A 15,504-nucleotide genomic window follows, 5' to 3' on the forward strand; every position below is an offset into this window, starting at 1 on the left:
GTATAATGCGAGACCGTCACGCGATGACGGTCAGGCGGAACCGACAGGAGTTTGACGATGATGGCCGAATTGCCTTCCCAGATGATAGCGATCGAAATTGCTGAACCGGGCGGTGCACATATGCTGCGGCCGACGCATCGCTCCGTGCCTGTGCCCAGCGGCAGGGAAATTCTGGTGCGGGTGCGTGCGGCCGGCGTGAACCGGCCGGATGTGGTGCAGCGGCAGGGCAATTATGCGCCGCCGCCGGGCGCATCTGATATACCGGGGCTGGAAATCGCCGGCGATATAGTGGCGCTGGGAGACGAGGTTGAACGCTACAGGATCGGCGATCAGGTGATGGCGCTGCTTGCTGGCGGCGGCTATGCCGAATATGCGGTCGTGCATGAGACCAATGCGCTGCCGCTTCCCAAAGGTTATGGCTATATCGAGGCTGCGGCCATACCTGAAACCTTCTTTACGGTCTGGCATAATGTGTTCGAGCGCGGAGGCTTGAAGAGCGGGGAAACGCTGCTGGTGCATGGCGGCTCGTCGGGCATTGGAACCACGGCGATCCAGCTTGGCAAGGCTTTTGGCGCCCATGTCATTGCGACGGCGGGTTCGCCGGAAAAATGCGAGGCCTGCCTGAAGCTTGGCGCGGAAAAGGCGGTAAATTATCGCGAGGAGGATTTTGTCGCTGCCGTAAAGGAAGCGACCGGCGGCAAGGGCGCGGATGTCATTTTAGACATGGTGGGCGGCGATTATGTCGATCGCAATTACAAGGCTGCGGCGGAGGATGGCCGTATCGTGCAGATCGCGTTTCTGAACGGTGCCAAGGCGACGGTCAATGTCGGAATATTGATGACCAGGCGACTGACCCATACCGGCTCCACGCTGCGACCGCGTTCTGTCGAATTCAAGGCAGGCATCGCGCACCAGTTGGAGGCGAAGGTCTGGCCGCTTCTGGCGGAACGGCAGGTCGCCCCGGTAATGGATATGATTTTTCCGTTCAAGGATGCATGGCGCGCGCATGAACGCATGGAAAGCAGCAAGCATATCGGCAAGATCGTGCTGGATGTCGCCTGACGGCGCGGCGGTTTTTCAACAATGAGCGGGTAATCGCAGCGCTTTCTTGCTCTGGATGGAAAAAAAATATATATAAGCCGTGATTTCCCGGAAATTGTGGTTTTTGCCCACGGCCCGCGCCCCCGGAGCGGACGAACAAGAGGATTATATCTAATGGCCACCCAGCTTCTTATGCCGAAAGCAACGGCCGTCTGGCTTGTCGATAATACGGCGCTGTCTTTTGACCAGATCGCAGCATTCTGCAAATTGCACCCGCTCGAAGTAAAGGCTATCGCGGACGGTGAGGCTTCGCAGGGCATCAAGGGACTTGATCCGGTCATTACCGGCCAGCTTTCGCGCGAGGAGATCGTCAAGGGCGAGAAGGATCCCAATCACCGCCTGAAACTTGCCGAACCCAAGGTGCGGGTGCCGGAGGCCAAGCGCAAGGGACCGCGCTATACGCCCCTGTCCAAGCGTCAGGATCGTCCGAACGCGATTCTGTGGCTGGTGCGCAACCATCCCGAACTCAAGGATGCCCAGATTTCGCGCCTGATCGGCACGACCAAGTCGACCATTGAACAGATTCGCAATCGCACGCACTGGAATTCAGCCAATCTTACCGCGATGGACCCGGTGACGCTGGGCCTTTGCTCGCAGATCGATCTGGATCTGGAAGTGGATCGTGCGGCGCGCAATCGCCCGGCTACCGCAGATGACAGCACGCTGCTGCCTGCATCCGCGACCGAGAATCTCGACTATCGCGATGAGACGCCAGCGGAAGAGGAAGAGCTGGACGCGGACAAGGTTTTCGCCAAGCTTTCGTCCCTTCAGGGTTCGAAAGATGACGAAGACGAGGAATAATCGTCTGGCCGTGAATTGAAAAAAGCCCGGTTTCGCCGGGCTTTTTGTTGGGAGGATGGGTTGGCGTGTCGCGATCTTTCAGATTCGTTTCTTACGCTTCAAGTTTTGCTTTATCGCATTATCCAAACGTAAAACCGTTTCACACTTTTGCTGGAAATGCTCTAATCTTTGAACGCGTTATATTCGCTCGATTCCATCTGCCGGTAGAAGTCCTTGAGCGTTTTGCCGCGCTCGGAGTGAAAATTGCGACCGGCATTATTGGCTTCAAGGATGCGGTCGGTGCGGAACGTACGAAATGCATCGCGCAATTCGCACCAGCCGATCACCGTCCATACCTTGCCCCAGAACCACAAGCCCAAAGGGCGAATATCGCGCTCGCTTTCTTTTGCCTCCAGATCGCGATAGCGGATATTGAGGACATTGCTCCGGTCGACGGCGCGTTCAACGGTATCGATAATGTGGCGTTCACCCTCGCTGATGCTGGTGGAGGGGGAGTGAATCTGCGTTCCGGTGATCCGCATACGCTCCTGTCTGGGCAAGACCGCTTCAATCTTGACCAGAGCTTCTTCCGCGCCCCGCGCCATGGAAGCACCGCCCCAGGCGCGGACCAGACGCGCCCCGGCAACCAGTGCGACGATCTCATCGCGGGTGAACATCAGCGGCGGCAGCTCGAAACCCTGACGCAATAAATAGCCGACGCCCGCTTCACCGTCGATGGGTACTCCCGTCGATTGCAGATCGGCTATATCGCGGTAAATCGTGCGTTCGGAGACTTCCAGCCGTTCGGCAAGCTGGTGCGCGGTGACGAGCCTGCCACCGCGCAGGTGCTGAACTATCTGAAACAGGCGATCGGCGCGACGCATTGTCCTGTCACTCTCCTCTGCGGCACTGTTTAAGATAGCGGTCGGGCCATCCCATATCCTTGCGCAGCTCCATCGGCAGGCCATCGAGGGTGCGCTGGGTGCGCACGAAGCGGCGGCGTGCATCCTGCCTGCGTTTATAGGCCTTCAATATGGCAATCAGCGGTGCAATCGCGATAGTCATGGCAAATCTCCCTCATTCGTGGAAACGCACTATCGCATAGTCCTCCTGACAACCTTCTGTCAGGAGGGTGGAACGATATAACCGGATGCCTGCCGCCCGCCATCCGCATAAATCGTCTGGCCGGTCACGTAACTTGCATCGGGTGAGGCGAGGAAGGATGCGATTGCGGCTATCTCATCGGGCTGGCCGATGCCGCCTGTTGGTGCAGGCGATGTTGCGGGGCCGGTATTTTCGTTGCCGGGATCAAGTGCGGAAAGCATATCCGTCTCGACGGGACCGGGGCCGATACCATTTACGCGAATGCCCCATTGGGTCAGCGCCGCCGCCATTGCGCGGGTAAGCTGGTTCAGGCCGCCCTTGGAAACGGCGTATGCCAGATGGCCCGGCAGGGCGGTCAATGCGTTCAGCGAGGATATATTGATGATGGTGCCTGCATCCGCACCCGCCTCCACCTGTGCGACCATGCGTCTGGCGGCTGCCTGCCCGCACAGGAATGCCCCTTTGAGATTGACGCGCAGGACGCGGTCGAAATCCGCTTCCTTGAGATCAAGGAAAGCCGCCTGATGCGTGATTGCGGCATTGTTGACGAAAATATCGAGCCTGCCCATGCTGGTGGCGGTATAGGTCAGCATGTTGTGAATATCCAGCTTGTCGCCGACATCGGCGGCAACAGGCTCGATATTGCCATATTGTTCAAGCTCCCTGGCCGCGCGGGACGCTGCCGCGCTATTTACGTCCGACAGGACGACGCTTGCGCCGTCCATCAGAAAACGCTTCGCTATCGCATAGCCGATGCCGCGCGCTGCTCCCGTGACGATTGCTACCTTGCCTTCCAGCCGCATGAAATCACTCCGTTTGGGGGAAGAGTGAACTTGTGCAGGCGGGCGGTCAATAGTCAGGCGAAGGCATGGCCGATATGCCTTTCGCGCAGGATCGCGCTTATCTCCTCTAAAATCGCCGGGTCGTCTATGGTTGCAGGCATTTTCCATTGTTCGCCATCGGCGATTTTCTGGATCGTCGAGCGCAATATCTTGCCGGAACGCGTCTTGGGCAGGCGATTGACGGTGAGGGCCAGCCGGAAAGCGGCAACGGGTCCGATCTTGTCGCGAATCATGGCCGCGCATTCCGCCTCGACCTCATGCGGGTCACGGTCGATATTGGATTTGAGCACGATGAGGCCGCAAGGAACCTGTCCCTTGAGCGGGTCGGCAATGCCCAGCACCGCGCATTCGGCGACATCGGGGTGCGAGGAGAGCACTTCCTCCATCGCGCCCGTCGACAGGCGATGCCCGGCAACGTTGATGATGTCGTCGGTGCGGCCCATGATGTAGAGATAGCCATCCTGATCCATATAGCCGGCATCGGCTGTTTTATAGTAGCCGGGGAATTCGGAGAGATAGGCTTTGCGGAAGCGGTCATCGGCATTCCACAGCGTCGGCAGGCATCCGGGCGGCAGCGGCAGCTTGACGAGAATATTGCCAAGCTGGCCGCGTTCGACTTCATGGCCTTCATCGTCAAGCACGCGAATATCATAGCCCGGCAGACAGACCGTAGGGGAGCCATATCTGGTCTTGAGCAGCCCCAGACCCAGCGGGTTTGCCACCATCGGCCAGCCGCTTTCCGTCTGCCACCAATGATCGATGACCGGACATTTCAGCAGGTTTTCCGCCCAGTTGATCGTATCGGGGTCGGCGCGCTCTCCGGCCAGAAAGAGTGCGCGGAGTTTCGACAGATCGTAGTGACGAACGAATTTTCCGTCCGCGTCCTCTTTCTTGATGGCGCGCAGGGCCGTGGGGGCGGTGAACATCACTTCGACGCCATGCTCGGCGGCGATGCGCCAGTACGTGCCTGCGTCGGGCGTACCGATGGGTTTGCCCTCGAAGAGAATGCTGGTGGCCCCCGCAATCAGCGGGGCATAGACAATATAGGAATGGCCGACGACCCAGCCGACATCGGATGCGGTCCAGAAGACCTGCCCGGGGCTGACGTCAAAGACGTGCTTCATCGACCAGGCCAGCGCGACCATATGGCCACCATTGTCGCGCACCACGCCTTTGGGTTCGCCCGTGGTTCCGGATGTATAAAGCACATAGAGCGGGTCGGTGGCCTCGACCGGCGTGCAGGGAATGTGGCGACCGCGCGCAGCGTCCACTGCGGCCCGGTAATCGATGTCGCGACCCTCGAGCGGATTATGCGCATGTTCGGGGCGTTGCAGGATGATGCAATGCGCAACCTTGTGGCGCGCCTGATCAATGGCCTTGTCGAGCATGTCCTGATAGGGCACCACGCGCGACGGCTCGATGCCGCAGGAAGCGGCGATGATCATGACCGGCTGCGCATCGTCGATGCGGGTTGCCAGTTCTGTGGCGGCGAAACCGCCAAAGACCACGGAATGCACCGCGCCGATGCGCGCGCATGCCAGCATGGCGGCGGCAGCTTCCGGCACCATGGGCATATAGATGATGATGCGATCGCCTTTTTTAACGCCATGGTCAATCATGACGGCGGCAAGCGCCTCGACCTCTGCGAGCAATTCGCGATAGCTGATCTTGCGCACCCGGTTGGTGACGGGACTTTCATGGATCAGCGCGTTCTGGTCTCCCCGCCCGTTGGCCACATGGCGGTCGAGTGCATTATAGCAGGTATTGCATTGTCCCCCGACAAACCAGCGGCCATAAACGCCCTGATCGCCCGCAAAGACCTGCTCATAGGGCGTGAACCAGTCGATTGCCTTGGCGGCGTCCGCCCAGAAGACTTCCGGGTTGCTCTGCCATGCTCCGTATATTTCGGCATATTTTGAAGTCATATTGCTCCTCCGCACAACACGCCTCGCTCTTTTCGAAGAATAGCAAGCGTGATCCTGAGTGAGAAGCACATAATCCGCTGGCGGACCTCCTCCATGGCTTCTCATCCTCGCTGGTGCCAGTTAAGCAAAGCAGCAAGCCCGCGTCCATCGAACTTAAGATTGATACGCGATTAAAGCGGGGCGGGCGCTGTGGCGGCTTGCAGCTTTGGCATGGCTGCGGCACAAGAGAGTTGAAATGATAAAAGGTGTGCCGTGACAAAGATATTGCCCGTGCTGCTTCTTATGCTGATGGGACTGCACATTATCAAGCCATTGGGGCTTCCCGGGCTGCGGCGGCGCAGTGATTTCTGGAAAATCGCGGTTCTCGCCCTTTTCATCATGGCGCTGATCGTCGGCTTTCATCTTTCCGATAGACCGGTTTAAGGACGGCAGCAGAAAGAACCGGGCCGCACCCGCCTTGATAAATAATGTTGAAGGGCAGGCCGCGTCACGCTTTTGACATTAATGTCGCCGATCCCCATTTGGTGGATAGCAGACACAGGAGGAGAAATGCGCCGGGTCCTTACAAGCCTTTCGATGCTTCTGGGAGCATCCATGCTCATTCTTGCGCCGCATTTTGTCCGCGCGGAAAGCATCAATGCCGGTGAACGGGTTGCCAAGGCCGAAGCACCCTTCAACGTCACTTCCATTGCTGAATTCGATACGCCCTGGGCGATTGCGTTTCTGCCTGATGGCCGGCTGCTTCTTACGGAAAAAGGCGGCAGGATTTTCATCGTGACCCAGGAAGGCCAAAAGACCGAGGTAGCCGGTGTTCCCGAGGTTGCCGCCACGGGGCAGAACGGATTGCTTGATATTGCGCCCGCACCGGATTTCAAGACGAGCAGGGCAGTTTATTTTACATTCAACGCACCAGCGAAGGGCGGCAGCTATGTGATCCTCGTGCGCGCCGTGCTCAACGAGGATGGCGGCAAGGCGGTGCTTGAGGACAGAACCGCGATTTGGGAACAGGCAACGGTCGCGCGCGGCGGGCAACCGGGTGGCATCATCACCTTCACGCCGGATGGCAAGCATCTGTTTCTGAGCGTCGGGGACCGGATGGAGCCTGCAAGCGCGCAGGATGACAACGCGCCGATGGGCAAGATCTTGCGGATGAACCCCGATGGCTCCGTACCGGCGGATAATCCTTATGCGAATGAAGGCGGTATCAGAGCGCTCACCTGGTCGACCGGGCATCGCAATCCCTATGGGCTTGCTTTCGCGGCGGACGGGAAATTATGGGAACACGAAATGGGACCGCGCGGCGGAGATGAGTTCAATCTCATCAAGCCGGGTCTCAATTATGGCTGGCCCGTTGTCTCCAATGGCGACAATTACAGCGGCAGGCCGATACCGCGCCACAGCACCCGACCGGAATTCGAGGCTCCGCCCCTGTTCTGGACGCCGGTGATCGCTCCGGCAGGACTGGTTTTCTATGAAGGCAAGATGTTTGCGGACTGGGACGGGTCGGCGCTGATCGGCGCTCTTTCATCCATGGCCTTGGTGCGGGTTGTCATAAACAGCGACGGTCAGCCCGATGAGGTCGAGCGCTTCGCCATGGAAAACCGCATCCGCGATGTCGCGGTTGCTTCCGACGGCGCGATCTGGCTGATCGAGGATGACAATCCGGGGCGCTTGCTGCGGCTGACGCCAAAGGAATAAGCCCGGCTGAACCGGGCTTATCGATCTATTTCTTCAATACATTCACACCGGGAAGCGGCTTGCCTTCCATCCATTCGAGGAAAGCGCCGCCAGCGGTTGAAATATAGGTGAAGTCATCAGCCACGCCCGCATGGTTGAGGGCTGCGACCGTGTCACCACCGCCGCCGACCGAAACCAGCTTGCCCGCTTTGGTGCGTTCGGCAACATGCCGGGCCGTCTTGACGGTTGCCGTATCGAAGGGACGCAGTTCAAATGCGCCGAGCGGGCCATTCCAGATGAGCGTTGCCGCGTCGTCTACGGCGGAGGCGATCAGGTCCGTGGACAGGCTGCCCGCATCGAGAATCATGCCGTCAGCGGGGATCGCATCGACACCATAGGTCTGGTTGGGTGTGTCGGCGGCAAAATGCCAGCCCACCACCGCGTCAACCGGCAGGATGATGGCGCATTTCGTCTTTTCCGCCTTGGCCATGATGTCGCGTGCGGTCTGCGCGAGATCGTGTTCGCAAAGCGATTTGCCGACATCGCGGCCCTGGGCTGCGAGAAATGTATTGGCCATGCCGCCGCCGATAACCAGCGCATCGACCTTTTCGATCAGGTTGGAAAGCAGGTCGAGCTTGGTTGAAACCTTGGCACCGCCGACAATCGCAACAACGGGGCGAGCCGGGTCGCCGAGGCCCTTTTCCAGCGCTTCAAGCTCCGCCTGCATGGCGCGACCGGCATAGGCTGGCAGGACATGAGCAAGTCCTTCCGTCGATGCATGGGCACGATGGGCGGCGGAAAAGGCGTCATTGACGTAAAGATCGCCATTGGCGGCGAGGGCCTGCACGAATTCCGGGTCGTTCTTTTCCTCACCCTTGTGGAAACGGGTGTTTTCGAGAAGCAGAATGTCGCCATCCTTGAGCGCATCGATTGCGGCTTTGGCCTTGTCGCCAATGCAGTCGGCCGCGAAGTGAACCGCGTGACCGAGCACTTTTGCGAGCGGCTTGACGACCTGCTTGAGCGAATTTTCATCCGATGCAACGCCCTTGGGGCGACCAAAATGCGCAAGGAGAATGACCTTCGCGCCCTTTTTTGCCAGTTCCTCAATGGTCGGCACGATGCGTTCGATGCGGGTCAGATCGGTGACTTCTCCGCCGGCCATCGGCACGTTGAGATCAACGCGGACCAGAACGCGTTTTGATTTGACGTCGGCATCATCCAGCGTGCGAAAACCCATCAGCCTATCCTCGAAATGTCATAAAAGAGAAAAGCGCCCCTCGTGGGAGAGGGGCGCTGATAATCAGATCAGCTTGCCCATGGCGACAGCGGTGTCGCTCATGCGGTTGGAGAAGCCCCATTCATTGTCGTACCACGACATCACGCGCACCAGATTGCCCTCGATGACCTTGGTCTGGTCGAGCGCGAAGGTGGACGATGCCGGATTGTGGTTGAGGTCGATGGAGACGAGCGGGTCCTTGGTGAAGGCCAGAATGCCCTTGAGTGGGCCTTCGGAGGCTGCAACGAGAGCAGCGTTCACTTCATCGACGGTCACGTTCTTTTTGGCGATGAACTTGAAGTCGATGACCGAAACATTCGGGGTGGGAACGCGGATCGACGTGCCGTCAAGCTTGCCCTTGAGTTCCGGCAGAACGAGGCCGACAGCCTTGGCGGCACCCGTCGAGGTGGGGATCATCGACATGGCGGCAGCACGCGCGCGGTAAAGATCCTTGTGCATGGTGTCGAGGGTCGGCTGGTCGCCCGTATAGGCGTGGATCGTCGTCATGAAGCCTTTTTCGATGCCGAAAGCCTCGTTGAGGATCATGGCCACCGGGGCAAGGCAGTTGGTGGTGCACGAAGCGTTGGAGACGACGATGTGGTCCTTGGTCAGCTTGTCGTGATTGACGCCGTAAACGACGGTCAGGTCGGCGCCATCGCCGGGAGCCGAAACGAGCACGCGCTTGGCGCCTGCTTCCAGATGCAGGGCCGCCTTGTCGCGGGCGGTGAAGATGCCGGTGCACTCAAGAGCGATGTCGACGCCTTCTTCCTTCCACGGCAGTTCAGCCGGGTTGCGGACGGCATGGACCTTGATCGGGCCATAGCCGACGTCGATGGTGTCGCCAGCGACCTTTACTTCATGGGGGAAACGGCCATGGACGCTGTCATAGCGCAGAAGATGCGCATTGGTTTCGACCGGGCCGAGATCGTTGATCGCAACGACCTGAATATCGGTGCGGCCCGATTCCACGATGGCGCGGAGAACATTGCGGCCAATGCGGCCAAAACCGTTGATTGCGACGCGAACTGCCATTTTCTCTAAATCTCCCGACGGGGTTCTGCATATGGTGCGGTTGGGTAATCCGGACTGGAAAGACAAACGCCGGCGTTTTGCGACACCGGCGTTCCAAAAATCATGCGGCGGCGTTGAGCTTCTTTTCCGCAGCCTCGGCGGCATGTTCCGCCGTGATGCCGAAATGCTTGTAGAGATCGCTGATCTCTCCGGAAGCGCCAAAGCCCTTCATGCCGATAAAGACGCCGTTTTCGCCGATAAAGCGCTCCCAGCCCAGTGAAATCGCCGCTTCAATGGCGATCTTGACCGGCGCATTGCCAAGCGTTGCCTGCTTGTATGCGTCGCTCTGCTCTTCAAAAAGCTCAAAGCAGGGGACGGAAACCACGCGGGTCGCAATGCCCTTGGCTTCGAGCAGATCGCGCGCTTTCAGGGCGATTTCCACTTCCGAGCCGGATGCGAAGATCGTGACCTTGGCGTCGCTGCTTGCGGCGGCGAGTTCATAGGCGCCATGAGCGCAGAGGTTCTCTTCACGGTGCTCGGTGCGAACGGTCGGCAGGTTCTGGCGCGTGAGAGCCAGCGTCGAGGGGGTTTTCTTCGACTTGAGCGCCAGTTGCCAGCATTCGGCCGCTTCCACGGCGTCTGCCGGGCGGAAGACATTATGGTTGGGGATCGCGCGCAATGCCGCCAGATGTTCCACCGGCTGGTGGGTCGGGCCGTCTTCGCCAAGTCCGATGGAATCATGCGTCATGACATAGACGACACGGATGCCCATCAGCGAGGAAAGGCGCATGGCTGGGCGGGCATAATCGGAGAAGGTCAGGAAGGTGCCGGAATAGGGAATCAGGCCGCCATGCAGCGTGATTCCATTCATCGCAGCAGCCATGCCGTGCTCGCGGATGCCGTAATGGATATAACGGCCACCATAGTTTTCCGGCGTGACGGGTTTGGTCTGGCTGGTCTTGGTGTTGTTGGAACCGGTCAGGTCGGCAGAGCCGCCGAGTGTTTCCGGCACAACGCCATTGATGACTTCCAGCGCCATTTCCGAGGATTTGCGGGTGGCGACCTTCGGCTTGTCGGCGGAAAGCTTCTTCTTGTATTCGTTGATCGCCTCATCGAAACCGATGGGCAGATCGCCGCGCATGCGGCGCTCGAATTCGGCGCGGGTTTCAGAATCGGCAGCAGCAAGGCGCTTTTCCCATTCCTGGCGCTTCTTGGCGGCATTGAGACCGGCCACGCGCCAGGCATCGAGGATTTCCGCCGGAACGGTGAAGGGTTCGGCGGTCCAGTCAAGCGCCTTGCGGGTCGCAGCGATTTCTTCCGCGCCCAGCGGCGAGCCGTGAACCTTGTTGGTGCCAGCCTTGTTGGGCGAGCCAAAACCGATGGTCGTCTTGCAGGCGATCAGCGTCGGGCGGTCGGAAACCCGGGCCAGTTCGATGGCCTTTGCGATGGCTTCCTGATCGTGGCCGTCAACGGCCATGGTGTTCCAGCCGGAGGCGGCGAAACGGGCAGGCTGGTCGGTATTGTCGGAAAGCGTGACGGGGCCGTCGATGGAGATATTGTTATCGTCCCAGAAGACGATGAGCTTGTTGAGCTTGAGATGACCGGCAAGCGCTATGGCTTCCTGGCTGATGCCTTCCATGAGGCAGCCGTCGCCGACAAGTGCATAGGTATAGTGATCGACGAGACTGTCGCCGAACTGCGCATTGAGAATGCGTTCCGAAAGCGCCATGCCGACAGCATTGGCGATACCCTGGCCAAGCGGGCCTGTGGTGGTTTCAATGCCTGCGGCGTGGCCATATTCAGGATGGCCTGCGGTGCGCGCGCCAAGCTGACGGAAGTTCCTGATCTCATCGATGGAAATATCTTCGTAGCCCGAAAGATACAGAAGCGAATAAAGCAGCATCGAGCCATGACCGGCGGAAAGCACGAAACGGTCGCGATCGGGCCAATGCGGGTTCTGCGGATCGTGCGAAAGAAAGCGGGTATAAAGCGTGGTCGCAATGTCGGCTGCGCCCATCGGCAGGCCGGGATGGCCGGAATTCGCCTTTTCAACCGCATCCATAGAGAGGAAGCGGATTGCATTGGCCATCTGGTTCTGTTTGTCGGAATTGGTCATGGTCTCGGCCGTCTTTCCATAGAGGGTTTAACGGGGTTGCGGCGATGCCTTGTTCGGACATGGGGTCTGAACAAGGCGTTCAAACCTTGTGATCATGCTTTGAAAAAAGGCATGGGGACACATAGCACCTGCACAAGAGGAGTCAATAAATCGATGAGTTTTGCGCAGCAAACGCCGCGAGAATGCCGCAATAAAGAGAAGGAAGGGGGGCTTTCGTCGCCGAAAAGCCCTTTTTGAGCGGATAACAGTGCATGAGTCCTGACTTGGCTCCCTCATTTGTTGCTTATCACGGAGCTGATTATTACACTATTTTGAACAAAGCCGTCTGGCAGACGCGATTCGATGTCGGGGGTGCGGGGCCGGTGCGATGGACCTGAAAGCCTGTGAAACCATAGAAAGGATATGGATGGCACCTGAAACGACCCTCAGGCACGTTCTGGAACGGCTGGAAAAGGCACTCAATGCGCTTGAAGAGGCGGTTGACCTGCGGCTGGACAAGGAAGGCGATTTTGCCGAGGCCGAGGAAGAGGTGCAGCGCATGAATGCGGACCGCAGCCGGCTGGCGCAGGAACTGGATCAGTCCGAAGCACGCGCTGAACGGCTGGAAGCTGCAAATCGCGAAGTATCGCGCCGACTGGTGACGGCAATGGAAACAATCCGCGCCGTTCTGGATCGATAGGAGAGGCCATGGCAACCGTAACCGTTACCATTGACGGCAAAGCCTATCGGATGGCTTGTGACGAAGGGCAGGAAGAACATCTTGCCGGGCTTGCCGCTCGTTTCGATCAATATGTCTCGCATCTCAAAACCTCCTTCGGGGAGATCGGCGACCTGCGCCTGACGGTCATGGCAGGCATCATGGTGGTCGATGAGCTTGCTGAATTGCAGCAGCGGATCAAGGGGCTGGAGAACGAGGCGGAGACCCTGCGGCGTTCACGCGATGAAGCCCTTGCCAGCGCCGACAGGAACGATGCCCTGCTGACCGACATGCTTTCGGACATGGCGACACGTATCGAACAGGCCGCTGGCCGCATCCTGCCTGCTTCCGGCAATTCCTGACGCGACGCGCAGAATCCGGACGAAACTTTTCCCGGTCAAGCATTGCAAACCACTGGCGCCAGGGTGTGACAAGGACTATATAGGTCTTGGCGTACTGCGCTTCCCGACAGGAGTAATAGCATCCCCGGGGCCTTATTGATCTCTAAGGGAGCTGTCCCTGTGAAGGCCCGTGGGCTTTCGCATATGGCGCCCACCTACTTTGTAGGTTCCCGGGATCAATCTCTTCCATCGGTCGTCGTGGTCGCCACTCTCTTTCATCTGGATGTTTCCCTTGTTCCCGACATGCTTTATGAACGTCATGAAGCATGGGAGGAGTTGCGATGACGCAAGCGGGGGAAAACCGCAATGATGACAAGCAGGCGCTCAGACGCGAAGTTCTCGCGCGCCGCGATGCGCTTGATCCACGTTATCGCTATGAGGCATCGCTGCGCGCAGCCGGGCAGGCGGAAACGGTGATTACCCTTCCCCGCGGTGCGATGGTTGCCGGTTATTGGCCGATCCGCTCCGAAATCGATCCGCGACCGCTTTTATCGAACTGGCGTACTCAGGGCGCAAGGCTTTGCCTGCCCGTGGTCATCGACAGGGAAACAATTGCCTTTCGCGAATTCTTGCCCGATGCGGATCTGGTCCCCACCGGCTTCGGCACGATGGGGCCGGATGAGGATGCGCCTTTGGCGGAGCCGGCGATCATGTTGATGCCGCTGGCCGGTTTCGATGAGCGCGGCCACAGGCTTGGCTATGGCGCGGGCCATTATGACCGGGCGCTGGCGCGGTTTTCGGCACAAGGACTCCAGCCGCTATTGATCGGCATGGCGTTTGATTGTCAGGAAGTGGCCTATGTGCCCAATGAGCCGCATGATATAGCTCTTCACCGGATACTGACCGAGAGCGGCTTGCGCATTTTCCATCAAGACTGATAAAGACCCGGCATGAGATTACTTTTTCTTGGCGATATGGTGGGGCGCTCGGGGCGCTCGGTGGTGTATCAGAAGCTTCCGGGGCTGGTTTCCGACCTGAAACTGGACTTCGTGGTCGTCAACGGCGAAAATGCCGCTGGCGGCTTCGGGATCACCGAAGAAATCTTTCATGACACGATCCGCGCGGGCGCGGATGTCGTGACGACGGGCAATCATGTCTGGGACCAGCGCGAGGCGCTGGATTTTTCCAAGCGCGAAGAGCGGTTCCTGCGGCCCGCCAATTTTCCCAAAGGGACGGCAGGCAAGGGCGAGGGGCTTTATATCGCGCGCAACGGCGCGCGCGTGCTCGTTTCCAATGTGATGGGGCGGGTTTTCATGCATCCCGATCTGGATGATCCTTTCATGGCGGCGGAACGGATTCTCGAAGCCTGCCCGCTGGGTGAGCAGGCGGATGCCGTCTTCTTTGATTTCCACGCCGAGGCGACCAGCGAGAAGCAATGTTTTGCGCATTTCGTCGATGGGCGCGCCAGCGCGGTCATCGGCACGCATACCCATGTGCCGACGGCGGATTATCAGGTCCTGCATGGCGGCACGGCCTATATGTCGGATGCGGGCATGTGCGGGGATTACGATTCCTCGCTTGGCATGGACAAGGAGGAGCCGCTCAATCGTTTTCTCTCCAAGGTGCCCAAAAGGCGGTTTGAGGCGGCAAATGGCGAAGCGACCCTGTGCGGCGTGGGCATAGAGATTTCCGACCGGACCGGGCTTGCCGAAAAAATTGCGCCTTTGCGCATCGGACCGCGGCTCCAAGAAACAATTCCCGATTTCTGGCGATAATTTTTTTATCCAGCAATTGAAGCCGCGCTCAATCGACTTATTTCCTCATAACGCTTTCTGTCTGCATCGGGCGGCCAGAGGGGACCGTTAACCGAGGAGTTTTTATGGAGTTTCTTGCCGAGCATCTGGCCTTTCTCTCAAGCCCGGCCGGTTGGGCCGCGCTCATCACGCTGGTTACGATGGAAATCGTGCTTGGCATCGACAATCTGATCTTCATATCGATCCTCACCAACAAGCTTCCCGCAGAGCAGCAATCGCGTGCGCGCCGGATCGGTATCGGCGCGGCCCTTATCCTGCGTCTGGGGCTGCTGTTTACCATTTCCATTATCGTGCAATTGAGAGAGCCGGTCTTTTCAGCTTTCGGACATGGGTTTTCCTGGCGCGATATTATCCTGATTGCGGGTGGACTTTTCCTGGTCTGGAAAGCGACCAAGGAGATTCACCACACGGTCGACCCCAATGACGGCAAGGAGAATATCGGCAGCAAAGCCGCGCAACTGACCGCAGGCGCGGCGATCGTCCAGATATTGCTGCTCGATCTTGTCTTCTCGGTTGATTCGATCATCACCGCAGTCGGCATGACCGATGAAATCGCCATCATGGTCATTGCGGTGGTCGCCGCCGTGACGGTCATGCCGCTGGCCGCAGATCCGCTTTCGCGCTTCATCGCCGCCAATCCGACGATCGTCATGCTGGCGCTGGCCTTCCTGCTGATGATCGGCATGACGCTGATTGCCGACGGTTTCGGCTTCCATGTCCCCAAGGGATATATTTACGCTGCGATGGGCTTTTCCGCGCTGGTCGAAGCACTCAACATGCTGGCGCGGCGCAGGCGAACGCAACAATAACTTCATTGCGC

At 58.8% G+C, this 15,504-nt stretch carries 16 protein-coding genes and 1 other RNA gene; 10 read left to right on the forward strand and 7 right to left on the reverse strand.

Translation table 11 applies throughout. From position 1 onward, the window contains the following. The first annotated feature begins 57 nt into the window (after window positions 1–57). A complete protein-coding gene (locus DKP76_RS15250; RefSeq protein ID WP_109707654.1) occupies window positions 58–1,062 on the forward strand; it encodes an NAD(P)H-quinone oxidoreductase in 1,005 nt (334 codons plus the stop codon). A gap of 153 nt (window positions 1,063–1,215) precedes the next feature. Beyond that, window positions 1,216–1,902 carry a DUF1013 domain-containing protein gene (locus tag DKP76_RS15255; protein ID WP_109707655.1) on the forward strand — a complete coding sequence of 229 codons (687 nt, stop codon included), beginning with the start codon at window positions 1,216–1,218 and terminating at the stop codon, window positions 1,900–1,902. Window positions 1,903–2,063: 161 nt separating this feature from the next. Here DKP76_RS15255 and DKP76_RS15260 read toward each other — a convergent pair whose 3' ends face one another. The 4 genes from DKP76_RS15260 to DKP76_RS15270 are packed head-to-tail and all read right to left on the reverse strand — an operon-like array spanning window position 2,064 to window position 5,752. Next, window positions 2,064–2,765 carry a helix-turn-helix transcriptional regulator gene (locus DKP76_RS15260; RefSeq protein WP_109707656.1) on the reverse strand — a complete coding sequence of 234 codons (702 nt, stop codon included), beginning with the start codon at window positions 2,763–2,765 and terminating at the stop codon, window positions 2,064–2,066. A gap of 7 nt (window positions 2,766–2,772) precedes the next feature. After that, window positions 2,773–2,946 carry a hypothetical protein gene (locus DKP76_RS19420; RefSeq protein WP_199224820.1) on the reverse strand — a complete coding sequence of 58 codons (174 nt, stop codon included), beginning with the start codon at window positions 2,944–2,946 and terminating at the stop codon, window positions 2,773–2,775. Between the two features lie 59 nt (window positions 2,947–3,005). Continuing rightward, entirely contained in the window at window positions 3,006–3,788 is a 783-nt protein-coding gene (locus DKP76_RS15265; RefSeq protein WP_109707657.1) for an SDR family NAD(P)-dependent oxidoreductase, read from the reverse strand. Window positions 3,789–3,841: 53 nt separating this feature from the next. Continuing rightward, the gene (locus DKP76_RS15270) at window positions 3,842–5,752 is read right to left on the reverse strand and encodes a propionyl-CoA synthetase (RefSeq protein ID WP_109707658.1); all 1,911 of its coding nucleotides are present in this window, start codon (window positions 5,750–5,752) and stop codon (window positions 3,842–3,844) included. Window positions 5,753–6,004: 252 nt separating this feature from the next. Here DKP76_RS15270 and DKP76_RS19425 point away from each other — a divergent pair, with 252 nt between their 5' ends. Both DKP76_RS19425 and DKP76_RS15275 read left to right on the forward strand, forming a co-directional pair. Next, window positions 6,005–6,175 carry a hypothetical protein gene (locus DKP76_RS19425; RefSeq protein WP_199224821.1) on the forward strand — a complete coding sequence of 57 codons (171 nt, stop codon included), beginning with the start codon at window positions 6,005–6,007 and terminating at the stop codon, window positions 6,173–6,175. A 126-nt stretch (window positions 6,176–6,301) separates the two neighbouring features. Then, window positions 6,302–7,450, forward strand: coding sequence for a PQQ-dependent sugar dehydrogenase (locus tag DKP76_RS15275; protein WP_109707659.1), 1,149 nt, complete (start codon window positions 6,302–6,304; stop codon window positions 7,448–7,450). A gap of 25 nt (window positions 7,451–7,475) precedes the next feature. Here DKP76_RS15275 and DKP76_RS15280 read toward each other — a convergent pair whose 3' ends face one another. The 3 genes from DKP76_RS15280 to tkt all read right to left on the reverse strand — a co-directional run bounded on the left by DKP76_RS15280 (window position 7,476) and on the right by tkt (window position 11,832). After that, window positions 7,476–8,666, reverse strand: coding sequence for a phosphoglycerate kinase (locus DKP76_RS15280; protein WP_109707660.1), 1,191 nt, complete (start codon window positions 8,664–8,666; stop codon window positions 7,476–7,478). 63 nt (window positions 8,667–8,729) lie between these two features. After that, complete coding sequence (gene gap / locus DKP76_RS15285) at window positions 8,730–9,737, reverse strand: type I glyceraldehyde-3-phosphate dehydrogenase (RefSeq protein ID WP_109707661.1); 1,008 nt, start codon at window positions 9,735–9,737, stop codon at window positions 8,730–8,732. A gap of 100 nt (window positions 9,738–9,837) precedes the next feature. Further along, window positions 9,838–11,832 (reverse strand): transketolase, encoded by a 1,995-nt coding sequence (tkt, locus tag DKP76_RS15290; protein WP_109707662.1) that lies wholly within the window; start codon window positions 11,830–11,832, stop codon window positions 9,838–9,840. A 406-nt stretch (window positions 11,833–12,238) separates the two neighbouring features. Here tkt and DKP76_RS15295 point away from each other — a divergent pair, with 406 nt between their 5' ends. From DKP76_RS15295 to DKP76_RS15320, 6 genes are all read left to right on the forward strand, one after another. Then, complete coding sequence (locus DKP76_RS15295) at window positions 12,239–12,511, forward strand: DUF4164 domain-containing protein (protein WP_109707663.1); 273 nt, start codon at window positions 12,239–12,241, stop codon at window positions 12,509–12,511. Between the two features lie 8 nt (window positions 12,512–12,519). Further along, window positions 12,520–12,891, forward strand: a complete 372-nt coding sequence (locus DKP76_RS15300; protein ID WP_109707664.1) for a cell division protein ZapA — start codon at window positions 12,520–12,522, stop codon at window positions 12,889–12,891. 88 nt (window positions 12,892–12,979) lie between these two features. Beyond that, window positions 12,980–13,138: non-coding RNA, 6S RNA (gene ssrS / locus DKP76_RS15305), on the forward strand. A 73-nt stretch (window positions 13,139–13,211) separates the two neighbouring features. Beyond that, window positions 13,212–13,808 carry a 5-formyltetrahydrofolate cyclo-ligase gene (locus tag DKP76_RS15310; RefSeq protein WP_109707665.1) on the forward strand — a complete coding sequence of 199 codons (597 nt, stop codon included), beginning with the start codon at window positions 13,212–13,214 and terminating at the stop codon, window positions 13,806–13,808. Window positions 13,809–13,820: 12 nt separating this feature from the next. Then, window positions 13,821–14,645 (forward strand): TIGR00282 family metallophosphoesterase, encoded by an 825-nt coding sequence (locus DKP76_RS15315; protein ID WP_109707666.1) that lies wholly within the window; start codon window positions 13,821–13,823, stop codon window positions 14,643–14,645. Window positions 14,646–14,749: 104 nt separating this feature from the next. Next, complete coding sequence (locus DKP76_RS15320; RefSeq protein ID WP_109707667.1) at window positions 14,750–15,493, forward strand: TerC family protein; 744 nt, start codon at window positions 14,750–14,752, stop codon at window positions 15,491–15,493. Window positions 15,494–15,504 lie beyond the last annotated feature (11 nt).

It is taken from the genome of Falsochrobactrum shanghaiense, from assembly GCF_003149535.1.
In the GTDB taxonomy this organism is placed as follows: Bacteria; Pseudomonadota; Alphaproteobacteria; order Rhizobiales; family Rhizobiaceae; genus Brucella; species Brucella shanghaiense.